This window comes from Prosthecobacter sp., assembly GCF_044373815.1.
Classification (GTDB): Bacteria; Verrucomicrobiota; Verrucomicrobiia; order Verrucomicrobiales; family Verrucomicrobiaceae; genus Prosthecobacter.
In genome coordinates this window covers 1-24,066 of record NZ_JBIPNG010000046.1, presented here as the reverse complement: position 1 = coordinate 24,066, position 24,066 = coordinate 1, and the positions used below count along the sequence as shown (strand labels likewise).

At 60.0% G+C, this 24,066-nt stretch carries 15 protein-coding genes, 1 tRNA gene and 1 pseudogene; 10 read left to right on the top strand and 7 right to left on the bottom strand.

Annotated features, from left to right (window positions below; translation table 11 throughout):
- The coding region (locus ACIREA_RS06290) for a plastocyanin/azurin family copper-binding protein (protein ID WP_397381408.1) at window positions 1–414 on the top strand (414 nt) is incomplete at its 5' end.
- Window positions 415–434: 20 nt separating this feature from the next.
- Here ACIREA_RS06290 and ACIREA_RS06285 read toward each other — a convergent pair.
- Both ACIREA_RS06285 and ACIREA_RS06280 read right to left on the bottom strand, forming a co-directional pair.
- On the bottom strand, window positions 435–1,226 hold the full coding sequence (locus ACIREA_RS06285) for a hypothetical protein (protein WP_397381407.1): 792 nt from the start codon (window positions 1,224–1,226) through the stop codon (window positions 435–437).
- A gap of 10 nt (window positions 1,227–1,236) precedes the next feature.
- Window positions 1,237–3,879 carry a DEAD/DEAH box helicase gene (locus ACIREA_RS06280; protein ID WP_397381406.1) on the bottom strand — a complete coding sequence of 881 codons (2,643 nt, stop codon included), beginning with the start codon at window positions 3,877–3,879 and terminating at the stop codon, window positions 1,237–1,239.
- Window positions 3,880–4,020: 141 nt separating this feature from the next.
- Here ACIREA_RS06280 and ACIREA_RS06275 point away from each other — a divergent pair, with 141 nt between their 5' ends.
- Complete coding sequence (locus ACIREA_RS06275; protein WP_397381405.1) at window positions 4,021–7,542, top strand: DEAD/DEAH box helicase; 3,522 nt, start codon at window positions 4,021–4,023, stop codon at window positions 7,540–7,542.
- A gap of 435 nt (window positions 7,543–7,977) precedes the next feature.
- Window positions 7,978–8,106 (top strand): annotated as a pseudogene (locus ACIREA_RS06270) (SOS response-associated peptidase); the annotation flags it as partial.
- Here the strand turns inward: ACIREA_RS06270 and ACIREA_RS06265 are convergent.
- Complete coding sequence (locus tag ACIREA_RS06265) at window positions 8,100–10,475, bottom strand: DUF1549 domain-containing protein (RefSeq protein WP_397381404.1); 2,376 nt, start codon at window positions 10,473–10,475, stop codon at window positions 8,100–8,102. The pseudogene ACIREA_RS06270 and the gene ACIREA_RS06265 overlap by 7 nt on opposite strands.
- Before the next feature lie 303 nt (window positions 10,476–10,778).
- Between ACIREA_RS06265 and ACIREA_RS06260 the strand changes: the two genes are divergently transcribed.
- A tRNA-Ile gene (locus ACIREA_RS06260) sits at window positions 10,779–10,854 on the top strand.
- A gap of 83 nt (window positions 10,855–10,937) precedes the next feature.
- Entirely contained in the window at window positions 10,938–13,466 is a 2,529-nt protein-coding gene (locus ACIREA_RS06255) for a protein kinase (protein ID WP_397381403.1), read from the top strand.
- Window positions 13,467–13,493: 27 nt separating this feature from the next.
- On the opposite strand, the gene ACIREA_RS06250 is transcribed toward ACIREA_RS06255, so the two are convergent.
- The 3 genes from ACIREA_RS06250 to ACIREA_RS06240 all read right to left on the bottom strand — a co-directional run bounded on the left by ACIREA_RS06250 (window position 13,494) and on the right by ACIREA_RS06240 (window position 18,283).
- The gene (locus ACIREA_RS06250) at window positions 13,494–15,314 is read right to left on the bottom strand and encodes a serine/threonine-protein kinase (RefSeq protein ID WP_397381402.1); all 1,821 of its coding nucleotides are present in this window, start codon (window positions 15,312–15,314) and stop codon (window positions 13,494–13,496) included.
- A 121-nt stretch (window positions 15,315–15,435) separates the two neighbouring features.
- The gene (locus ACIREA_RS06245; protein WP_397381401.1) at window positions 15,436–16,029 is read right to left on the bottom strand and encodes a hypothetical protein; all 594 of its coding nucleotides are present in this window, start codon (window positions 16,027–16,029) and stop codon (window positions 15,436–15,438) included.
- A gap of 148 nt (window positions 16,030–16,177) precedes the next feature.
- Entirely contained in the window at window positions 16,178–18,283 is a 2,106-nt protein-coding gene (locus ACIREA_RS06240) for a hypothetical protein (protein WP_397381400.1), read from the bottom strand.
- A 120-nt stretch (window positions 18,284–18,403) separates the two neighbouring features.
- Between ACIREA_RS06240 and ACIREA_RS06235 the strand changes: the two genes are divergently transcribed.
- On the top strand, window positions 18,404–19,897 hold the full coding sequence (locus ACIREA_RS06235) for a type IV secretory system conjugative DNA transfer family protein (protein ID WP_397381399.1): 1,494 nt from the start codon (window positions 18,404–18,406) through the stop codon (window positions 19,895–19,897).
- A 60-nt stretch (window positions 19,898–19,957) separates the two neighbouring features.
- A complete protein-coding gene (locus tag ACIREA_RS06230) occupies window positions 19,958–20,392 on the top strand; it encodes a cyclic nucleotide-binding domain-containing protein (protein ID WP_397381398.1) in 435 nt (144 codons plus the stop codon).
- A gap of 61 nt (window positions 20,393–20,453) precedes the next feature.
- Here the strand turns inward: ACIREA_RS06230 and ACIREA_RS06225 are convergent, their stop codons facing one another.
- Window positions 20,454–22,415 carry a protein kinase gene (locus tag ACIREA_RS06225; RefSeq protein ID WP_397381397.1) on the bottom strand — a complete coding sequence of 654 codons (1,962 nt, stop codon included), beginning with the start codon at window positions 22,413–22,415 and terminating at the stop codon, window positions 20,454–20,456.
- A 174-nt stretch (window positions 22,416–22,589) separates the two neighbouring features.
- On the opposite strand from ACIREA_RS06225, the gene ACIREA_RS06220 reads away from it, so the two are divergent.
- The 3 genes from ACIREA_RS06220 to ACIREA_RS06210 form a co-directional block, all read left to right on the top strand.
- A complete protein-coding gene (locus ACIREA_RS06220) occupies window positions 22,590–23,342 on the top strand; it encodes an RNA polymerase sigma factor (RefSeq protein ID WP_397381396.1) in 753 nt (250 codons plus the stop codon).
- A gap of 131 nt (window positions 23,343–23,473) precedes the next feature.
- Entirely contained in the window at window positions 23,474–23,782 is a 309-nt protein-coding gene (locus ACIREA_RS06215) for a hypothetical protein (RefSeq protein ID WP_397381395.1), read from the top strand.
- Between the two features lie 87 nt (window positions 23,783–23,869).
- A partial coding sequence (locus ACIREA_RS06210; RefSeq protein ID WP_397381394.1) for a hypothetical protein occupies window positions 23,870–24,066 on the top strand: 197 nt, incomplete at its 3' end.

Here is a 24,066-nt window from a genome sequence, read left to right as displayed (position 1 = left end):
AAGACCGTCGAAGAAACCGCTTTCGACAAACAGCCCGGTATCGCCAAAATCACCATCAACTGCGTGCGCGAGCGCATGCTCTTCGACAAAACCGAATTCAGCGTGAAGCCCGGCCAGCCGGTGAGCGTCGTCTTCAACAATCCCGATGCCACCGCCCACAACCTCGCCATTTGCCAGCCGGGAAGTGTGGAGGAAATCGGTCTCGCCGGCAACGAGATGGCCAAAGACCCGGAAGGCATCAAAAAGGATTTCATCCCACCGACGGACAAGATTCTGCACCATACCAAGCTGCTGAGTCCCAACGTCAGTGAGACTCTGCGTTTCACTGCTCCCAAATCACCCGGAGACTACCCCTACCTTTGCACCTTCCCCGGCCACTGGGTGATCATGCGCGGAGTCATGCATGTGAAGTGAAGGGGCGTCCTCTTCTGTCGTCAGCTTTTCTTCGCCTTTTTTGCTGCTTTCTTAACTGCCTTTTTCTTCGTGGATTTCTTTTGGGCAGGTGGAGGCGCTTCAATCGCGGCATCTGCGCTCAGATCGATTCCAAAGATCGCAGAGAGGTCGACACCGGCTAGATCACCTTCAGAGGCGGATAGATCGGTGATAGCGGCGCTGCTGGCATTGGAGAGCAACTCCGCCTGATCCACGCCACGCAGGGTGAAGAGCAGTTCCGGTTTCGTGTCGAGAAGCACCCCGACTCCGTAGAGCACGGCGGAGACATGTTTGCACATGTCCGCATGGTCGGGACAAGAGCAGATGAAGCGAATCTCTTTTGGCTTCGGAAACAGGCCGTCGTCGGGATCGGTGAGCACCTTCATCAGGCCATCGCCCAGTTTTCCTGCGAGCAAATCCAGCATGGAGCCGACCTGTCCTGCGCTCGATTTCACGATCTGCTTCCACTGCTTCTTTGGCAGCGGCTCGATGGTGATGCTCGTGTCATACAGCTCTGACCCCGCCACCACCGCACTGAGCCTGCCTGATTCGATCTTCAGGTCGTACACCTTACCCTGCCGCAGGTAGCTGCGTCCACGCGGAAGCCGCGACTCATAGTCCTGATAAGACTCCAGGTTGCGGCACCAGGACTGCCCCCAAAACGTCGTGCTCAGTTTTTTCTGTCCCGCTGGAGCCGGCAGCACTTCAAATTTTTCCCCACGCTTCTTTCGCTTCGCGATCTCGCGCTGCACCTGTTTTTTTCGTTCTTCAACATCTTGGTAAGACCACCACATGGTTGTCTTTTTACACGACTGCAGAGTTCACATCAAGAGCGACGAAGCTCAACAGTTCCTCCGCCCCCATGTCCGTGAGCAGCTTTTCGGCTCCGCCGTCACCGGTGATCAGATCGTGGGCGAGGCTCATCTTTTCTTCGATCAGGGCGTCGATGCGTTCTTCAATGGTCCCCTGGCAGACAAATTTGTGAACCATGACGTTCTTTTTCTGTCCGATGCGGAAGGCGCGGTCGGTGGCCTGGTTTTCGACGGCTGGGTTCCACCAGCGATCAAAGTGGATGACGTGGCTGGCGGCGGTGAGATTGAGGCCGGTGCCTCCGGCTTTGACGCTGATAACCATAAAGGGCGGGCCGTCGGGCTGCTGGAAGGATTCGACCAATTGCGGGCGCTTCTTCACTGCCGTACCGCCATGGAGGATGAGGCCCTCGCGACCAAAGACGGTTGTTAGGAAGCGGGCGAGTGGATCGCAGGTCTCTTGAAACTGTGTGAAGATGAGCGCGCGTTCGCGGCGCTCGGCGAGTTCGCTGCAGATTTCCGCCAGACGCGTGAATTTGCCGCTGTCTGCGGGGTTCCAGGCACCATCGCCGTTCCAATGACTTGGATGATTGCAGATCTGTTTAAACTTCAGCAGGAAGCCGAGCACGAGACCTTGGCGCTTGAAGGGTTCCATCTCCTTGTCTGCGAGCATTTTGGCGAGTTGATCGACGAGCTTCGCATAGATCGTGGCCTGACGTTTGGTGAGGCCGCAGAAGGCTTTGGTTTCGATCTTGTCGGGCAGGTCACTGATGATGCTGCGGTCCGTTTTCATGCGGCGCAGGATGTAGGGCTGCACCAGTTTGCGCAGCGGTGCAAAACCAGTGCTGCTTTTGGCGCAGCGTTTCACCGCATCCGCAAAGGCGGCGGAACCACCGAGCAGGCCGGGATTGAGGAAATCGAAGAGGCTCCAGAGATCACCGGGACGGTTCTCCACCGGTGTGCCCGTCAAAGCAATGCGCGTGGTGGCCTGCAGACGCTTCACCGCTTTCGTACTGCTGCTGCCGGGGTTCTTGATGGCCTGGGCTTCATCCAAAATGACAACGCTCCACGCGTGCTGCTGCCATGATTCGGTGCGTTGCAGAAATTGGTAGGTGGTGAGCATCGCATCGCAACCGCGCAGTGCTTCGCCAGGATGCTGCACCGCATGATCAAGATGTTCGCGCGAGGTTTGCGACGGATGTGCGATGAAGAGTTTTAAATCGGGCGCGAACTTCGCGACTTCGGCCTTCCAGTTGCCAACGAGCGAGGCGGGGACAATGAGCAGGCCAGGAGTTTTTGTCTCTTTCTGCCGTGCGAGCAGCAGTGCGATGACTTGCAGCGTTTTGCCCAAACCCATGTCATCAGCCAGACAAGCGCCGAGTCCAAGTCGGCTCATGAACTGCAGCCATGCGAATCCCTTGATCTGATACGGTCGCAGCGTAGCGCAGAGATTGGGCGGCGCTGGCGAAGCATCGGGATCGCGCATCTGCTGGAGCACTGCGGCAAGGTTTTTGCCTGCCACGATGTCGCTCCAGTCATGCACCACCTCTGTGCTTTCTTCTTCCACGGCTGCCAGACGTGGATCAAAGCCCGCGAGCAAGCGCATGCCGTCAAGAAAACCGATGCCGCCTTCGCCGGTGGCATGCTGAACCCTTTCCCAATGCGACATCACCTGCTGGAGTTGGGCACCATCGACCTCGATCCAGCGGCCGCGGAGTGAGACGAGGCCGGTGTCGGCGCTGAGGAGCTTTTCCCATTCGGCGTCGGTGAGGGGTTCGCCTTCAAAGCTGGCGGCGATTTTGAAGTTGAGCAGGGCTCCGGCATGGAGGGAGGATTGCTTGGGGGCATCGATCGTCACGGAGACGGCGGGGCGGGGGCCTTTGCCGCTGCGCCACCAGTCGGGGAGTTTCATGACGATGCCGCTCTCTTGAAACACGGCGGTGTCGCGCAGAACGCGGAAGGCCTCCTGGGGAGACATGGCCATGGGTTGAAAGAGGCGCTTTGTTTCCAGCCACTCGCGGAGGAGTTTGGATTTTTCTGCGGCGGTGCGCACGGGAGCCAACAGGGCATTGAGTGCGGTTTGATCTTTTTGACCGGAGTAAAGCTGCAGTGCACGTGCGAGCGGCAGGTGCTGGGGCTGGCCGGTGGCGCTGAGTTTTTCGGTGAAGGTGGCCAGGAAGGCGAAGGGGCGCTGGGTGTCGGTCTTGTTTTCGGCGAGGTGGAAGGTCACGCGGCCGACGACATGCCAGGCGGGGCATTCTTCACGAAGCCAGGCTTCGACGCCCTGGGTGGCAAGCTGGGCGATGTGCTGGGCCAGATCGAGCCACCAGTGTTCGAGAACCTCGGCAGTGAGGTATTCAGCGCCAGCGAAGGGTGGTGCCGCGGCCATGAAGTCGGTCAGGGAGGGGGCGGGAATACTCAGGGCATCCTTGGTCTGGCAGAGGCGGGTGAAGAACTGCTGGGCAAACTCCCGGAGCCATTTCCATGGCGGTTCCAGTTCGGCGGTGAGCAAATCGGTGCTCAAAACGCGGAAAATGGCGCTGGGAGAGCCGGCGGCGGCGATTTTCCTGTCCGCCGCCGATTCCGCCACGCCTTCGTGGGAGAGAAAACCTGCGGGGGTGAGGACGGGGGCGAGCATGGGCTGTGTTTGGACGAGGAAGCGTTGTCAAACAAGGAGTGGGAATGTGGAAATTCAGCAATCCTCGTTTCCCAAAGGCCACTGTCCATGCTATCGCTCCGGTTCCCCCGCCGCTGACCGGCGTGGGCCTCAATTCCTCGCATGTCCAGCCTCATCACCGACCTTCCCATTCTGCTCCGACCGTTCGACGCACGCACCCGTCAGGAGGCAGAACGCCTTGCGGACGATGATGCGGTGAGGGGACTTGAACTGCTGGAGGATGAAATGATGGCCGAGGTGCGGCTGGATGACCGCCCGGCACAGGTGCGCTGGCTGCGTGGCGAGCTTGGCTGGCACGGCGAGACCGACGTGGATGATGATCAGGAATTGGAGAATCTGGCCCTGTGCACCACGCTCGTGGCCTTGCAGCGCCGTGAGGCCCGTGGCACGCTGCCGATGATCCCGGTGGAGGAAGAGGACTTTGAGCATCTGCTCACCGCGAAGCTCGAACGGCCGCTGACGCCTGATGAAGAGAATTATCTGAGCAAGATGGAGAAGCGCTACGAACGCGTGCGTCTCACCGGCAAGATCTTTGACCAGGACATGGTGCGTCTGCATCCGAAGTGGGCGATCCAGAGCCTGGACCCCGTGGCGCTGTGGCCTGAAGCGCCTAAAACCTTGCGTGAGTTCTGGAACTACATCGCTCTCGCGCTCGCGGACAAAGGACTCGCGGTGCCGGCCTTCCTGCGTGGCATGTCCGACATCGACGGCACCCGTGAAGCCCTGCGCGAATGGCGGCACGCCAGCACGGTGCCGACCTGGCAGAAGCGCATTCGTGAATTCATTGATTCACGTCAGGATGATCGGCAGGCCCACCGTCAGCCGCCGCGTGTGTGTGATTTCCGCCTGCTCATCACGGTGAATGATGCGCGCCTGCAGATGCGCCTTGAAGGCGAAACGCCATCCCCGTACACCACGGTCGATGCCGCGCTGCTCGACAACCTGCGCCGGGAACACCGCGATGGACGCATTGTGACTTCAGGCGGTTCGGAGCTGCTGCTGGTCTCCTGTTTGTCGCAGAGCGATGAGAACTGGAACGACTCCTTCCGACTGGAATCCAAACACCATGCACTATGGCTCGCGACGCTGTTCCAACAGCCGGCGTTGCAGGAGCGCATGATCACCCTGGATGAAGTGCCTTTCCAACGTGCGGCCGAGCCTTTGAGCTGGGTGGCACGCCTGAGCGAAAACGGCCTCAATCTGACCCTGCAGCTTGAAACAGCGGACGGTACTCCCGCTCCGCTGCCGCTGCGCATTCTGCGCGGGGTGCAGACCTTGTATCTGAGCACGGACACTTTGTTCACAGGTCCAGTCTGGCTGCATGACGAGTCACGCATCGACGCGGGTGTCACCATGCCGCTTGAGGCGCTGGCCACCGCAGAGGGCATTTCCTTCATGCGTGAGATCGACATCCCGGTGCCTGACGCGATCAAGAGCCGTGTGCGCCATGAAGATCTGCACGTGAACATCACCGCCGCCTGTCTGGCCAAGAACTCGCACTCCAGCGGAGCGGAGTTTGTGACACTCAAGGCGGAGGCCGTTGATGGTGAAGGACGCGTGCGTGAGATGCTGCGCTTTTCCGGCTGGCAGCCGGTGGATGAAAAAAAAACGACTGAATCTGACGACACCATTGTCTGCCGCGACCGTCGTGCCCTGCGCGACGCCGAAGAGCTGATGAACCAGCTGCGCCGTACTTGGGACATGGAAAATGATGCCTGGCGCGTGCGCATGGCGAAAGATTTCCCGGATGTGTTTCATGCCTGGGCCGGGCAGCTCCCTGAGAACGTCAATCTGAAGACGGATGAAAGCCTGCAGACCATTCTTGCGGATCCGCTGATTGCACGCGTGCGCATCGAGGCCACCCAGGCCGGCAGCATTGACTGGCTGGACCTGCGTCTGGTTTTTGACATCGAAGGGATGGACCTCAAACCCGCCGACATCCGGCGCCTGATCGCCGCGAAGGGTGAGTTCGTGCGTCTGGCTGATGGCAGCTGGCGCCGTGTGAAGCTGGAGCTCAGCGATGAGCAGCAGGAGATGCTCGACCGTCTCGGCATTGACCTCAATGAGAACAGCGACGAGTCCCATCGCCTGCACTGGCGGCAGCTCGCGCAGGAGAATGCAGCGGAGATCGTCAATCCGAAGGCCTGGAGCAAGATCGTCGAACGCATGGAAGAGGCGAAGCTCGATGCGCGCCCTGACGTCCCCGAGGGGTTGAACGTCACGCTGCGCCCTTATCAGGTCGATGGTTTCCATTTCCTGACCTACCTGACTTCGAATCGATTCGGCGGCATCCTGGCGGATGACATGGGTCTGGGTAAAACCCTGCAGGCCATCACGTGGGTGCTGTGGCTGCGCTCACGCAAAAAGGCCGACGGCCCGCACCTGCCCGTGCTCGTTGTCTGCCCGAAATCGGTGCTCGACGTCTGGGCGCTGGAGTTTAAAAAAGGCTCGCCGGATCTGCGGGTGCTTGTGCTGCATGACCGCGATCTGTTCGATCTGAACCTGGTGATGACGCAGATCGACGTGGTGGTGATGAACTACGCGCAGATGCGTGGTTTTGATGGCGAACTTGCTGCCGTCCGCTGGCTTGCAGCGATTCTCGACGAAGGCCAGCACATCAAGAATCCGGACTCGAAGGCCGCCAAGGCAGCGCGCCAGATTCGTGCCGACAACCGTCTGGTGCTGACGGGTACGCCGCTGGAAAACCGCCTGCTCGATCTTTGGAGTCTGATGACCTTTGCCACACCCGGAGCCCTGGGTGAGCGCGCCTACTTCCACCGCCACTTTGACCGTCGCAAAGATCCGCGTGCCTCGGAGCGCCTCGCTGCGCGTCTGCGTCCGTTCCTGCTACGCCGCACGAAATCCCAGGTGGCCCGTGACCTGCCTTCGCGCAGTGAAGAAAACCTGCTCAGCGAGATGAGCGGCCGTCAGGCAGAGCTCTACAAAGAGGAGCTGGCCCGTGCGCAGCACATGGTGCTGAACAGCTCCGGCTTTGACATGGTGAACCGCCGCCGCTTTGCCATTCTGCAAGCCCTCACGCGCCTGCGGCAGATCTGCTGCCATCCGGGTCTCGTGGACAAAACGGCGGAGAATGAAGAGAGCGCCAAGCTGACCTCCACCCTGGAAGTGATCCAGGGACTGCATGATGAAGGCCACAAGGTGCTGCTCTTCAGCCAGTTTGTCTCCATGCTGAAGATCATCCGCACGAAGCTGGAAGAAATGAAGCTGCCCTACCACTGGCTCACCGGAGCCAGCACGGACCGTGCGGGAATCGTCAAAGCCTTCCAGGAAGATGAAAACGCCAGTGTGTTCCTGCTGTCCCTTAAAGCCGGCGGCAGCGGTCTGAATCTGACCGCCGCGTCCTACGTCATCCTGTACGATCCATGGTGGAACCCTGCGGTGGAGAATCAGGCGATTGACCGAGCGCATCGTATCGGCCAGACGCAGCCCGTCATGGCCTACCGCATGCTGACGAAGAGCACGATCGAGGAGAAGATCATGACCCTGCAGCACAAGAAGAACCTCATGGTCAACAACGTGCTGGGCGAAGGCGGCTTCACCAACCTGCTGGAGAAGGAAGACTTCGACTTCCTGTTTGATATTGAGGCGGAGAAAGTCGCCTAATGCAGTCCGTCCATGTTCGGCATGGACGGCGGTATGGTGGAGCGGAATAACGTGCACCCGCGCCCCTTCAGGGCGCTTCCTGAAGTGATGATGCGTGGTGGCTCATGAGACCCAGGGCTTGTCGCTGCGCTCCTGCGCCCTGGGCTGAGTCCGTGGGTCTTTCAGACCCGGTGCTGTGCGGTGCCTTGAGGAGGCATTCTGCAGGGTGTTCGGCACTGGCTGCTGCTTTCGGGCGTCTTGTGGTGTGCGTGAGGTGACCGGCATGCGAAGAATCATCGGCTGCCGCTTTCGAGCATTTTCTGGCACTCGAGCGTCATCCAGTCCGTCGAAAGCGGTAGCTGCGTTCGTTCCTCACTGCGCGACCGCAGTCCATATAGGGGCGTGGCCAGCTACAGGATGCGGCATTGATGCTGTGACGACGATGCGCAAAGAAGGTATTCGATTTTGACCAACACCCCGAACGATCAAGTCGCCCAGGTTTACAACCGAACGCCGGCGGTCTTGCCTGCTGAGTCTTGGCAGGGTTGGCCCGATGGGAGAACGCCGACGGCAGTTACTTACTGATTGAAGATGAACTGCCGGGTGTTGATCAGTGCGTAGATCAGGTCCTCCACGGTGCTGAGGCCCTTGTCCTGGGCCTGAAGGCAAAGGTCTTTTTCCCTGGCGGTGGGCTTGCGGGAAAGCACGGCCATATAAGCGGCGTCGATTCTTTCGTCGGCAGACCGGGCCCTGCCCACGGTGAGCATGAGCTGGCTGTAGCGGGCAACAATTTGCGGCAGGAGCTCCCCATTCATCAATACCAGAGCCTGGGGGACGGAGGCTTCACTGTTGCTGTTCTCGATGAATTCCCGGTCGCTCTGGCCAAATTCGCGCAGGAAATGACCGCGCGGGGCGGGGCTTTCGATTTCTGCGGCGCGCAGCCACTGGCGGGACTGCCTGGCCCGCGAACTGTAGTAGTCCCGCCATTGCTTCCGGGGGATGGCATAGTACATGGCCTCTTCGCTCCAGGCCTTTATCTCAGCTTCGGCGGCCTCCGCCTTGGTCGTCTTGATCTTGCCATCTCCAGGGGCCATCGTGTGCTCGTCGTTGGCAGCGCCGGCCGCCTGCATGCCGGCACTGGGGGCGGCTTGAATCGGAACCTCCCGATTGGGTTCATAAGCAATGGTTGCGAAGGGCTTGCCGGTGACCTTTTCGAACAGCTTTTTTTGGCCGGGAATGATCACTTCCGTCATGACGGTGCGGCGGGCATTGCTATAAAGGGCCGTGATCTCACGGTTGATGGATTTAACTTTCGCATTGCACTCAGCAGCGCGGGTGATGGCAGCCTTTTTTTCAGGTCCGGTGACTTTGGCGGCGATGGATTGGTATTTTTTGGCCTCATCGCGGGCCTCCGCCATCAGCTTCTTCATGGTCTCCACACCTTCCGGCTGCTCCTGGTACTTCTTGGCGGCCGCTTGAATGCTCTTGAGCGTCTCAGCCGGGTCGGCGATTTTTCCCACCGTCAGCCTGCGCTGCTCCAAGTATTCGCGGGCGGCCATGTTTAGCATGTCGGGATTCGGGTTGATCAGCGTCACAAAGCTGTCCCACAGTTGCTCGGCGGTCATGCGGCGCAGCAGCGGGCCGGTGAAGTGGCAGGCAGTCCCGGGCGTCAGCTCTTCATGTGATGCTTGGCGCTGGTAGGTGCTTGTGTTGAAAAGGATGCGCAGATACGCCTTCATGTCGTATTTCAGGCTCACCATCAGCTTTTCAAGATGGCTCAACAATTCGGGATTCACCGCCACGGTATTGTCCGTGAGATCGTCGAGCGGCTCGATCAGGGCGAGGCCGAAGGCCTTTTTCCACAGGCGATTGACCACGACCTTGTTGAAGCGGTCGTTGTCGGGATTCGCCAGCCAGCGTGCGTAGGCCTGGACCCGTGTTTCACCTGGCAGAGGAGTGCATGCATGGCCCATCATGGCAGCCGCTTCGACGACGGATTTGGGCTTCGCATCGTCATACCGGTAATCCTTTGGCAGAGTGACCTTGCGCCTCTCGTCAAAGGTCACCTTGGGATAGTGCGGGTTGCCACGATACAGGGCCTGATTGTATAAACGCTCAGCCTGGTGCAAGGCCTCCTCAGCCTCCTGGCGTGCTCGCCTCACTTTCTCCACCTCCGCCCAGTAAGCGAGGCGGTCGGCCACGGAGGCCGTGTTTTTGGGCCATTCAGGCTGTTTGAACATGGTATGAATGGCCATGCCTTGATCACGCACAAGGTCGCTGATGCCGCCCACGACACCGCCGCCGTAGTCTCTGATCTCCGCGCCATAGGTGAAGGCCGCCATCTCGTAGAACTGCTTCTGTGTCCACTTGTCAAAGGGGTGATTGTGGCACTGGGCGCACTCGATGCGGGTGCCCAGGAAGACGCGCACCGTGCTTGCCGTGTTGTCCAAGGGCATGCCACGATCACGTTTGTAGTAGCCAATCGCACCATCGGACCAGGTCTTGCCCTCTCCGGCGATCATCTCCCGCACGAACATGTCGTATGGCTTGTTGCTGCGCAGGGCATCCTTGACGAAATGAACATACGCTGGGCCCGTTCGCTGGGCCTTGGATTGTACACGCAGCACATCCGCCCAGTAATGGAAGTAGTTCTGCACATAGCCCTCGGAATCGAGGAGCTTGTCGATCAGTGCCGCCCGCCTTCCCTCTTCTCTGGAAGCCAGAAACTCCTCAGCCTCACGCGTGGTGGGAATGCGGCCCACCACATCCAGATAGATGCGGCGCACGAAAACGTTGTCATCCGCCGGGGCGTTGGGCGTCAAGTTGTTAGCCGCCCAGTCACGCGCCAGAAGCGCGTCAATTTCAGCGGCGGCGGCGGAAACGTCGGTGTCGGCCCGGGCGAGCGTCCCAAGCCAAAACGTGACGATCATTGAACATGCCAGGAGGCTTTTCATGCGAGGTGAAACGCAGAATCAATCCTTGCTGTTGCAGACGGTTGCGTCGTCCCACAACTATGAGTTGGAAAAAGCATCAACTTCAGCGCGGTTGAAGCAACGATGTGCGGTGGCTTATGTGACCCAGGGCTTGTCGCTTCGCTTCTGCGCCCTTGGCTGAGTCCGTGGGTCTTTCAGACCCTATAAGGTGAGGCGTTTTGACGAGGGGCGGCAGGGTTTTGTATGGTGGCCTACAATGGAGGCAGCGAGATCATCAGTTGCCGCGTGTTCTGTGCGATGCATAATCGTACGCTCCGTGCGCACGCTCCTGTAGCTCAACGGTTAGAGCAGGGGACTCATAATCCCTTGGTTGCGGGTTCGAATCCCACCGGGAGCACCACTGGAGAATGCCGGCATCCAACCACGTATGACGGTCATGACCTTTGATCCACCGCTGCAACGCACCTTTTGATCCGGCACCTCATGGCCACCACGAGCGAAACACCTCCCAATCGCAAATCTGAAGCCGGGTTGTTTGATCTGGCCATGGCAGACGTGACGACCATCGACTCAATGGACCCGAAGTGTCTGCAGAGTCCTGAGCAGGCCGGGGAGATCATCGGGGGGCGCTACATTCTGCGTTCTGTTCTAGGTGAAGGCGGAGCGGGACAGGTGTGGCATGCCGAGCAGACGAAGCCGGTGAAACGGGAGGTGGCGATCAAGATTGTTCGTCCTGGACTGCTCACGCAGCCGGTGGCGGCTCGGTTCGAGCGTGAGCATCAGGTGCTGGCGCGCATGGAGCACCCGCACATCGCCGCCGTGTTTGATGCCGGGGAGCTGCCGGATGGCAGAACGTATTTTGTGATGGAGGTGGTGTCAGGAGCCGCCGTCACGCAATGGTGCCAGAAGCGGAAGCTGCCGGTGCGCGAACGGCTGGAAATCTTTGTGCAGGCGTGCATGGCGGTGCAGCATGCGCATCAGCGCGGCATTCTGCACCGGGATCTGAAACCCTCGAATGTGATGGTGGTGGAAGTGGATGGCCGGCCGCTGGTGAAGGTGATCGATTTTGGGATCGCGAAGGCGCTGGAAGGGGATCTGGCAGGAAGAGCGGATGCGACCCTGGTTGGCATGGTACTGGGTACTCCGCGCTACATGAGTCCGGAGCAGGCCTGTCTGAGCAGCCTGGATGTGGACATCCGCACGGACGTGTATGCGCTGGGGGTGCTGCTGTACGAACTTCTGACGGGAACGACGCCGATTCCCGCTGAAGCGGGCAATGAACCGCCGCTGCCCGAACTTCTGGAGCAGGTGCGCCACAACGAAACCGAGGTGCCCAGCCAGCGTGTGCTGCGGCTGCCCAAGCCGCTTTGCTCCAATGCCAGAGCACTCTCACGGGAGCTGCGCGGCGAACTGGACTGGATCACGCTGCGGGCGCTGCAGAAGAACCGTGAGCTGCGCTACCCCACGGTGCTGAATCTGGCCGAGGATGTGCAGCATTACCTGCGCAATGAGCCGGTGTCCGCCGGGCCGCCCGGAATCACGTACCAGTTTCAAAAGTGGCTGGCGCGAAACCGCGGTGCGGTGAGCACGGCGGCAGCGGTGGCGGTGTCACTGGCTGGAGGCATAGCGGCCACCTGGTGGGCGCTGGAGCGGGAGGAAGTGCAGAGGCAGGAGGTGCAGCGCCAGATGCTGGAGGCGCGGAGCAAGGCCGACCTGGCGCTGCAGGTCAGCGCGCAGCTCAAAGACCTGATCAACAATGCGCGCAAGCATGTGAAGGTGGGGATGAACACACAACTGCTGCGCAAGCTCGCGGATGAATATGCGGCAGGCATGTCACGGTTTGCCAACCAGCCCCGGGCGGAGGCGCAGCTGGCGGAGCAGCTGGCGCACCTCTACGTGACGCTGGAGGAGCCTGCTCGTGCTCAGCCCTGGCTGCTGCGCCAGTGGGAGCTGCTGAAACAAACTGAGGGCGAGCATTCGAAACCGGCGCTGGATGCGCTGTACACGCTTGGGTGGAGATACATCGGGCAGGGGGAACCGGGAAAGGCAGTGGAAGTGCTGCGGCAGGCGCTTGCTGGCTATCAAGCGCTGGCCGCAAACAACCCACCAATCTGCGAACAGGTCCTGCAAGTGCGCAAGGAACTGGCACGGGCGCTTTCACGCAAGGGCCAGCGGCAGGAGGCGGTGGTGCTGATGGCGGAAGTGATGGCTGAGAAGGATGATTCCGATCCGGTGGAAAAAGCTGTCTGGCTGCGGGATCAGGCGGAGATTTTAAAGATCGCCGGCCGTCTGCCGGAAGCGGTGGGGGTACTGGGGAATGCCATCCAAATGCTGCCGTCTGACGACGCCTTTGTGGAGCAGCGGGTTTATTTGCTGCACATGATGGCCGACCTGACGCGCAAGCCTGCGCATTATGAGAAAGCACTGGCGGCCTCCGCTGAACGCATCCGCATTTGCGAAGAACAATTCGGCCAAGAACATTCGAAGCTGCTCAACGCCTTGATCGCCCATGCCACGCTGGCTTGCACCGTGTCCGGGTGCCCAGGCGGCGAGGAGGCAGCGAAGCGCGCCGTCAGCATGGCGCAGTCTGCCGGACATGAATCACGACTGGCGGACGCATGGATATCCCTGAGCGAGACGCTGCGGATCAAGCGCCAGTTCCGTGAATCTGAACAAGCGCTGCGCGACGCCATTGCCGAAGTCTGTCAGACCCAGGCGGAGACCTGGCGGGTGATGGAACTGCACCGCCGGCTGGGAGATCTGCTGACGGCGCGCAGTGATTTTGCCCCGGCCCTGGCCGAGTATGAAACGGCCGCCCAGGGGTGGTTCGACAAACCTTCATCGGGACGACCACCGGAGAAGGAAAGGCTCCTTTTTGTGAGCTTCATCAGCTTTTGGAAACTGGCCGCCGAGGCGAATTCGCCCGTGGCTGACGAGCACGAACAGGCCGAGTGGGAGCGCAGGCTGAAGGAGTGGGAGGCTGCACGGCCAACCACCGCATCTGCGCGATGATGACGAAGTGCCGCCGCGGTGAGCTGCTCAGTCCCGATTGAAGAAGCGGCCGATGGATTTGCCGGCACGCTGCAACAAATTGGGCTCTTCCTTGGGGGTGGACTTTCTGCGTGAGGACGAACCGGCCACCGATGACGACGGCGATTTCCATTGCGGCTCATCGGGCTTGTCCATCAAAGCCAGGGAGGCAAGGGTGGGGCCATCGAGCAGGCCATTGGGAAGGAGTCCGTTTTTGGCCTGGTAGAGGATGATGGCGTTATGCGTGCTTTTGCCTTCCTTGCCATCCTGAGTGGAGCTGTAGAGGGACTTCTCTTTCAGAACGCGCTGCACTTCATAGATCAGGTGACGGCGGCCAGGCTCAGAGTAGGTGGTCTGCGGTGGAGTGGGGAAAATGCGTTCGATGGACCAGAATCCTTCCGGGGGCTCGGACACGGGAGGCTGGATCATCGCAGCAGGAGGCTGTGCGGCGGCGATCACTGATGGTGCGGTAGCCGGCATGTCCTGCGTCACTGGCTGCACTGGAGGAGCGGGTGGTGCTGCCGCCGTCGTAGGAGCCGCAGGTGGTGGTGCCGCAGGAGTTGCTGGAGGTGTGACCGGAGTGACGAGGGCTGATGCTGGGGCAGCAGGTGCTGATGTCAGCATCGGCACAGCGGGATCCGGGGTTTTCGGCGCAGCATCCGGCGCTGGGGCAGCGGGTGCTGCCGTCAGCAAGGGGGCGACCGCAACCGTGGCTTTCGGCGCCACATCCGGTGTTGGAGTCGCAGGTGCTGCCGCCACGGCAGGAGCAGGCTGTGGAGTGGTGGATTTAAAATAAAACGCTGCTCCGGCAGCCAGCACCGCCACGGCAGCAGCGGCATAGACCGGGGTGTGGCTTTTGTGCTGGGCCTTCGGTGGGATGAAGGGCTGGGTGGTGACGTTGGTATTGGATTTTAAGCCGAGCAGTTCGAGGAGCTTGCCAGCGCTGGGAGGGCGCAGATTTGGATCTTTGTGAAGGCAGGCGGCGATGACGGCCTCCCACTCCTTGGGAATGCGATCGCTCGCCTTGATCTCCAGCTCTTCACGGCGCTCAATCATCGTGGAAGGGATTTTGGAGGTGAGCTGGGAAGGGATGTCTCCGCGATAAAAGGGCGGCTTGCCGGAAAGCAGCTCATAGATGGTGGCTCCGAGAGAGTACACGTCATCTGTGGGTGCGGGGCGCTCTCCCATGGCCTGCTGCGGGCTCATGTAGGGCAGGGTGCCGCTGACTCCGAGCTGGGAAATGGAAAGCCGCTGCATGGTGTCGGAGATACTGCGGGCAATGCCGAAGTCGGCGATCTTGGCCGTGTCATCCATGCTCATAGCCATGATGTTCGAGGGCTTGAGGTCACGGTGGACGACCTTGCGCTGAAAGTGCGCGTAATCGAGTGCCTCGCAGACGCCTGGGAGCCATTTGGCCACCTGCTCGGTGGTGAAGACTCCATGGTCGGTGGTGGCACGCAGTTCGGAAAGCGTTTTGCCATCCACAAATTCCATCGAAATGGCGGCCTCATCCTCATCGTCCACAAAGTCGTAAATTCGCACGATGTTTGGATGAGAAAGCTCAAGGCCGCGACGTGTCTCGGTTTTGAGTTCTTTGACCGCAGTGGGATCGAGGCCAATCAGGCTGGGGAGAAACTTCAGAGCCACCGGGCGCTCAAGCTTCAAGTCGTCTGCGAGCCACACGACGCCCATGCCGCCACGTCCCAGAACGCGGTTCAGGCGGTAGCGGTTGAAATAGACAGCGCCTGATGCCGGAGTGCGGACCCTGATCGTTTGATCAAAATCTTCTGCCGCGCCTGCTGCCGGACTGCTTGAGGGGGGGATGTCCATGAAACGAGTATTGAGCGAGGCGCTAATTTATGCCGGTGAACAGGAGTGTCATTCAACTTTTGCTGCAACGGGAGGTGGTTTGACCGCTTTGTGGGCGGTTTTGTTGGAGGATTTATGTGAGCTACTCAGTGACCCAAGCGAAAACGTTGTCGTCCCAGGTGGTGAGATCGCCGTCTTTGCCGGCATGCCAGACGAGTACATCCTGCTGGATGCTCTTGCCTGGTGACGCGGGGTTGGGAACGTGGCCGTCAGCGTTGAAATCAAAGGTGGCGAAGAAATGGCCGGCTTTGAGCCCGCTCAAGGTCGAGGTGGAAAGCTCCCAGGGCTTGAAGTAATTGACCTGCGAGGGGTTCAATGCCGAATCAACACCTCCAATGGCGGCGACCATGGCCTGAGTGATGGGATAGGCGGTCTTCTCGTCGAACGCAGTTCCGGCTGGCAAAGGATAACCGTGCTGGTGCGAGTGGAAGCCGCGCAGGGCGCTGATGATTTTGCGGCACTGGTCGCGCAGCAGCGAAGCATCCGAATAGTCGGAACGCGAGTGTTCGGGAGGTGTGGGTGCGCTGGTCGTGCTCTCTTTGCCGTGGTTCATTTTCAGTGGCGGCGTCCACCAGAGGTAGAGCAGGAAGAGGCAGCCTGCGCCGAAGAGGAGGATCATGAAGGCAAGCAAGGGACGCTTGTGTGAGGAGGTGCTGGGTTGGGTAGTGTGTTCCATGGACCGAAGTAGCCTTCCTCTTTAGCCATGTGACGCGGTGCTGAAAAAATCCGCTCACCGCGAAAAGATGCAGATGAGCGAATGGATGGCAGCAATGCCGGCTGGCTGAATCCGGCGGCGGCGCCTTGTCATGGCCTCCTTGGACAGATCAATGCTGGGAAGCGGAGAGCGAGCCACCACCGGGCTTGGGGCCGGAGGGTTTGGCCGCCTGCCAGTTCCCGCTGGCGCGGAGGCTGTTGCCTGCGGGTTTGGGCTCTTCTCCACTGACTCCCTGAGCCGCTTTGTGACCGCCTAGCTGGGGGGCGCTGTTGGTGCGCTTGAGCATTTCAGCCACGCTGGGTGCTTTGGACAGGCCTTCCTTTTTCACTTCGACCTCCACCTCCACGTCGGCATCGAGGTCATCTGGATCGGAGACTTCCAACTCGTCCTCGGCAGCTTTGACGGTCAGGTCCTCTTCCTTGTTCTTGGCGGCGATCTTGGTCTTGGCAGCCTTGGGCTGGTCGTTATTTTGGGCCAGATTGTCCTGATCGGGGATTGCAGGCGCCATGTCTGAAGGCGGAGGATGATTGAACTGGCCCGGGGGGGGCGGTGCCGGATGGTTTGGAACCATGCCGGCGAGGGCGGGGTTGGGCTGGACCGCCACCGGCTGCTGCACGGCATTGTTCTGAGCTACCACAGGCTGTCTGGCGGCCACCACTGCCTGGGCATCATTCATCAACTGCTGTTTCATGGCCACGGGCACGGCCTCAGCGGCGGCGGCGTCGAGCTGGCGGCCCAAGGCAGCGAGATCCTGCTGAGCGGCCAGCTTTTTGTCCGCGTAAAACTCCTTGCGACCTTCTGTGCCACCACTGGCAAGGCTGCGGAACTTTGCACCCAGGCCGCCCCGCTCCAGCTTGGCTGTTTCGTTGTCATAGTGGGCGATCTTGGCCTTCACCTCGTTCATCTGCTCCTTGATGCCCATGATCTGCCGGGCGTCCGCCGGGCTGGCAAGGAGGGTGGGATCGGTCTTGATGGCCTGTTTGGCCACTTCCGCCATCTTGGTATATTCTGCGTATGCCTGATTGAGGGCGGCCTTGGGTGCAGTGACCGCCGGTCGCACGCCGACGGGCATTGGCTGGGGCGGCAGCCCCTCCGCCTGACGCTCCAGATTCCGCTGCTGCTCCGTTGCGATATAAACAGCGGTCTGCTTTTCTTTCAGGACAACCGCCCCGAGATAGGAGGTTTTTGGTGCCAGATCGCAAATCCCGCCCGCAGTGCAATTGTCAAAGGTCTGCCCCGCGTCGGCATTTTTCCAGCGCACGTTATCAAAAGCGGCTTTTTGCGCGTCCACGGCGGCATCATACGTGGCATCGTTGAACTCAGGTACCACCTGGATGCCGCAGTCGGGGCTGCGCAGCTCCGCCTGAAGGGCCGCCAGCCGCTCGCATGCGCCATCGATTTCCGCCGGAGTCAGGCGACCGGGCTGGTTTTCGGTGGCATCTGGTGCCACGATGCCGCTCAGGGTGGCGCGCAGTTCCGCCGGAGAGACGGCCAGGATCTTTGCCTTCGTGTCCTCATGCATCTGTCGGGGGAAGCCAGCCACTGCCTTGGAGTCAGTAGCTCCCCAATTCGTACTCTCGCGTTGCAGGATGTCTTCGCGGTTCATCGAGGGGAAGGCAAGATCGTTGTCGATGCCAGTCACCTTTCCAGATGCAGGATCCACGAAGATGTTGCCAGTATGGCGGTCCAGCTGCCCGCTGAGATAGTCGGAGACTTCCAGGTCTGAAAGACCCCGCTGGGTGACCGGACTCCTGTAGTTGGCCTCAAGTACACAGGGCACTTTATCCTCGCCGGGATTGACCCTGTAGTTGCTCTGCACGCCTTCTCCGTCCGCCATCACACTAAGGCCAAAAGCTCGACCATTTGCATCCACCCCGAACTTTTCCTCCGTGATGGCATTCAGGCCAACCACTTTGTCCAGCGCACTGGACGCCACAGCGCGCGTCAGCATGTGTCTATCCTGCTCGTGCCGTTCGGCGTGTTCGCGATCTGCGTAAAGGCGTGGGGACTCACTGTCCGCTTCCCGGTCCTTGGAGCGGCTGTAGTTACGCTGGTATTTTATCACGCCACCCGTCTGGCCGCCGGCTCCCATGACATTGTCGCCCAAGGCGCTGGCCACGTATGTTACGTTCGCCTGCATGACGCCCTCATTGTCTGCGGTCTGGTACGTTCCTTGCTGGATGACTGGGTGAGTTTCAAAATCGGCTCTGGGCATGGCGTGTGTGGGGTCGTTCGCCAGGAATTAGCCGCCGCATTTCAAACTGTGACACGCGGATGAAAACAGCGTCACAAAGTGTGGCCTTTGGGCTAGCACCCATGCAGCGCCCTTCCCAGCATGTTCTCCTTCCTCAAATTTCTCGTCGCCGTCGGCATCGCCACCTTTGGCATCTGGTATGTATTTCAGTATGACAGCATCAATGAAGTCACGGGAGGGGTGGCCTTCCTGTGTGTGCTGGGGGCGATGGTGCTGCTGAAGTGGCAGCCGGATTTCTCCAAGAAGGACTACATTGTGAAGTACAAGAACCTCAAGTGGCTGCCGGGGGAGTTCACGCGTCATTGGCTGATCACGGGAGACACGGGCGTGGGGAAGACGACTTCGGGATTCAATCCGCTGCTGCACCAGATCAGCGTGAGCCGGCCGAACTGGCGCGGCCTCATCCTCGGTGCCAAGGGGGACGAGCATTTCTTTGCGCTGGAGCACTTCACCGGTCATGGCCGGCCGGAGGCGGTGTGCGTGCTGATGGTGCGCCCGGACCGGCTGGACCGCAAATGGCAGCCCAAGGAGCGCTACAATCTCGTCTCAGACCCTCGTCTGCCCTACACCACTCATGCGAAGAACCTTGTGGATACGGGGGCCTCGCTGACGGAGGGGGAGCAGTCTTCCTTCTTCAAACCGGCTGCGCAGCAGGCGCTGACCTGTGCCTTTGAGCTGCTGGAAACTCTGGGCAAGCCGGTGAACGTGCTGCGGGCCTACGAGTTCCTCACAGACAAGTCGAACATGGAGGCGCTCTTCAACGAACTGCTGGATGCGGAGAGCACGCCGGAGCGCATCAAACTGGCGAAGTACTTCGACCAGACCTTCCTCAATGCGCAGGCGGCGGAGCAGAAGGAAGGCCTCGTGGGCACGCTGAAGGTCATGCTGGGGTTCTTCACGCACCCGGACATCGCGGAGATCTTCTGCTCCGACCTGCCCAACACCATCGACATCACCGATGTGGACAAGGGGCGCGTGTTCTGCACGGCGATGCCGCAGACCTTCCAGACCGAGCGGCGCTATATCAACACCTACATCAAGCTGCTGTTCTACACTCATGCGATGATGCGTTTCGACAAGCCGAAGAAGGAGCGCAAGACGGAGAACCTGCTGATCGCGCTGATGGATGAGTTTCAAGCGCTGGCCACCGCGAGTGAGGACGGCATCTCCGACCATAATGTGATCGACCGTCTGCGTGCGGCGAACTGCTGCCTCATCCTCGGCATGCAGAGTGATGCCTCTTTGTTCCCGGTGCTCGGCAAGGAAACGGCGCAGGTGCTCACGCTGAACTGCCGCTCACGAATCGCCTTCCGCCAGCCTGACCCTGAAGGAGCGCAGGCTGTGGCAGAATTCATCGCCAAGGTGGAGACGAAGAAAGTTTCCAAGTCCTCAGGTTTCCTGGGCAAAGACAGCAGCAAGACCGTGAACAAAGAATGGGATTACGAAGTGCAGCCCGGCGAGCTCATGAAGATGCCGGACGCCACGGCCTGGATCATCCATCCGTCCAAAAAGAAAGTCCGCCTGCGCATTCCTGCCATGGATGGCGCCGGGAAGATCCCGGACTGGTGGAAGTGATCCCCACCGACAACGACTCGTCCCCACCAACTCTCTGACCGTAGTAAAAATCAACCATCCATGCCGTCCCTCACTCCACTTTTAGCCAACTTCAATGCCAACGAACTCACGCTGCTTTCCAGCTTCGGAGACTCGCGCTCCTACCAGCCGGGCGATGTCGTCATCCGTCAGGGGGATGAAAATGACCATCTCTATCTGGTGCTGAAAGGAAAGCTGGAAGTGCTGCAGGAGGTGGATGGAGCTGATCAAGTCGTGGCAGTGCTGGAAGCCGGAGATTCGCTGGGCGAGGTGAGCATCTATGATCCCGGTCCAGCTAGCGCCACCGTGCGTGCCGCCTCTGACTCCGAGGTCTGGCTCATCACACGTGACAGTTTGGACCGGCTGCACACGGCCAGTCCGAAGGTGGCCTATCGACTGCTGACGCGCATCACCACCTGTCTTTCCAAGCGCATGCGCGACATGAATGACAAGCTGGTGGATCTGGCCAACCGCTGAAGCTGAAACTCTGCAACCTCATGGGAAACCCTCTCCCCAGAATAGTATGGGGCTGAGGGGCCTACTTTTTCTTGTGCCGGATAAGAGGCAGCGCCAAGCGGTCCAGAGGGCTGGTGGTCCAGCGGCCACCGAACTGGGGCAGGAGCATGACCGCCTTCCGTTCGGGTTTTGGAGATGAGCTGAGTTTGAGCGGGCGTGCAGGCGGGGGATTGGGCTGGCCGGGGCTGGGTTTGGTGCTTACTCCCCAAGTCTGCCCGGCGGTGTCGGAAGAGATGGAAGTGTCGCTTGGAAAACTGCTCCAAGCGCTGTTGAACATCTGGATCAAGCGGCCTCGCGGGTCGGCCCAGCCGATGCGTCCGTACTCGGCTTCGAGCCGGAAGTGGAACTGAGGGCGGTCAGCTTCGTCTTCTGAGATGGCGCTGCAAAAGATGACGCGGTACTCGCCGGGGGCCAGCACCAGGCCGGAGGGTCCGGGCTTTATGTAAGCACCAAGGCGGTCCTCAACAAGTTCCCGGCCCTGGTAATGGATGAGTTTCCAGCCGGTCAGGTCCACAGGCTGGGAGCCTGGGTTGTGCACTTCGATCCAGTCCGGGGTGTCGCCCCGGGCGGTGCGCAGGGTGCCGTTGTTTTTCGCCTGGACTTCGGTGACGACCACGGGTGGATCAGCGGCGGCAGGCATCCAGGCTTCGAAATCCCAGCGGCTACGGTCCGACCACGCAAAGGGGGCTCCCGTTTCCGCCTGCATGCCGCCGGTCCAGACGTCGGAGTGGATGCCGTGCTCATCGAACAACTTGTTCAGCTCTGTAAGCTCTGTGGCAGAGTGCACGCTGGCCAGTTCGACGTCGGGCATATTCTTCATCTGGGCCTGTGCCTGAAGCCAGGTCATGCGGTTGTTGAGCAGGGAGAAGGTACCGTTTAGCGGGACCACAGCGACGTTTTGGAGCAGCGGCGCTGCTGCCGGGCGCATTTTCTGCAGCACCTGCCTGTTTACTTCGTCGAACAAATAGATGAGCCCAGTCGTGACGATGACGGTGGTCATCATGGAAATAATCGGCCGATTGACGATGGTGCGCTGGATGGCGGGCTGGGTGATGCGGTCAGAGGTCTGTTTGATGGCTTTCTTGAGCTCTGCCGCGTTTTGGTAGCGGTCTGCCGGACTCTCGCGCAGCGCTTTGGTGATGATTTTATCCAATGCAGGAGGGCTGCCGGCTTTTTTGGAGGGAGGCTCGAAGACGCCCACCGGAAAGTGGCCGGTGATCATTTCATAGAGAGTCACTCCCACGCTGAAGATGTCCACGCGGTGATCGACCGATGCGTTCGGCCGGCGCTGTTCCGGCGCGGCATAGACGGGGGTGCCCATGATGAGGGAACTGCGTGTCTGCGTCGTGGTGGTGGATTCCGCCTTAACCAGCTTGGCCAGTCCGAAGTCCGCCACGCGTACGCTGTTGCGTCCGTCGATGAGGATGTTCGTGGGCTTGATGTCGCGGTGAATGACGCCGTGGTCATGGGCGAACTGCAGTCCTTCACAGACTTGGGCGATGATCTCCAGCACGCGAGGCAGGGGCAGCTGCTCCTGCTTGAGGATCTCAAAGAGCGAGGTGCCATGCACGTACTCCATCACAATGAAAAGGTGCCCCAGGGCATTGCGGCCAAAATCATACACCGCGACGATGTTCGGATGCTGCAGCCGGGCCAGCAGGCGTGCCTCACGATGAAATCCGTCCACGAAGAGCGCGTCCTTGCCGAGGTCCGGTGGGAGGATCTTCACCGCCACACGGCGCTCAAGGGAGTTTTGCATGGCGGAGTATACGGCACCCATGCCACCGCGATCAATGAAGCGGAAATCGGTGTAACCGGGGAAGCAAGACTCGAGTTCTTCCGCGAGCGGCGGCTCCCAGTCGGTGGCCTGGCCGCCAAGCACGCCTTCCATGAGGCCGACGGGATTGAGACCCTGCAATACGGAAGATCTTATCTGAGTGTGGGAGTTGTCACCGGCATCCGGTCCGGGTGAAGTGGCACTCATCAGTCAGGGATTTCGCAGGAGAATATTTGCAGAGTTTGAGACCGCGCTCGTGCCTGCAGTTGAAGTGGAGCCAGTGGCATGCCTGAGTTATCCAAACATCAGTCTTTGTGTGACTGATTTTTTTCGACATCCAGAGTTTCAAGAACGTATAAAAGTGCTCTCTGATAACTGTTCATGGCCAAGACTCCTCCAACCCATCATGGCGCTTTCCCAGTTACACGCTGGAGCATGGTGCTGGCCCTGCGCGAAGGGGGAGACGTAGGTACAGGCAGGCTGGCACTGGACGAATTGTGCAAGATTTACTGGCGTCCGATCTACTCGTATGCGCGCTTTCAAGGCCTGTCTCCGGCGGATGCGGAAGACATGACGCAGAGCTTCTTTAGTTTTGTATTGGAAAAAGCTTTATTCACCACGGCAGACGCGGCGCTGGGAAAGATGCGGAACTACCTGCTCACGGCTTTCAGCCGGCATATCAAGCACTGGCAGCGGCAGGCCTCGGCGCTAAAACGCGGCGGTGGCAAAGAGATATTGTCCATCGAAGCTTCGCAGGCGGAGGACGAGCTTTCCATCCAGCCACCGGACCATCGTACTCCTGAGATGATCTACCAGCGCATGTGTGCTTTACGCATCATCGAGGCGACAGTGGAGCAACTGGCCCAGGAGCAGGAGGCGGCGGGCAAGAAGGATCAGTTCCAACTTCTGCGCCCCCGGCTGGACCCCACCCTGGCGGGTTCGGGGAACGATGCAGAACTGGCCGCACGTCTGGGCATGACCCATGATGCCGTGCGCCAGTCCATCTCACGTTTGAGAAAACGTTTTCGGGAAATCATGCGAGATCTGGTGGCTGGCACGCTGGCCGCACCGACCGATGAGATGGTTCAGGAGGAGCTGACCGCGCTGCGCAATGCTTTGGTGAGCCGGGAATAGACCGCGGGAACAGCGGTGATGAATAAATCCTGTCACAGCAGGCAGCGGTTTGGTTACTACACGGCCAGCAGATGGTGCTCACGCGCCGCGAGCTGAACTCCAAAACATCAAACTATTCATCACCCACAGAAATGAACTCCATTGCCATCACCACTCTTGGCACCAACATCCTGCGCTTCACGATGCCACTCGCCGCTTCCTCCAGCGACCTGACCAGCAAGTTCAGCGGCATCATCAACATCCTCAACCTCGTCGGTCTGGTGCTGGCCTTTGGCGGCCTGCTGTTCTCGGCGGTCATGTTCATGATGGGCAACACTGAGCGCGTGCTTTACGGGCTGGTGGGCGCCGGCATCGGCGGTCTCGCCTTCATCATCACCAAGGTCATGTTCTCCACCGCCGGCGGTTCCAGCGACGTGGATTCCATCGACATGGGCAACTAATTCCCTGGCAATGGAGCTCTCTCCCTGATGTGCCCTGATGGGTACATCAGGGCTGGGAGGCCATTGTTACTTTTCGGCGATCAGACCATGGAACAACAAGGCGTCAAACTGCACGAAACCAACGAAGGCCGCGATTCCCAGCAGGGCATCGCCGGTTTCGAGGGAGCCAACGCGCTGTGGTTTATTCTCGCCTTCGGCATGGCGCTGATGATCTTTCAAAAGATGGCCAATGCGCCGGACGCGAGCATACCCATGGCCATGTTGATGGCATCAGTACCGCTGGT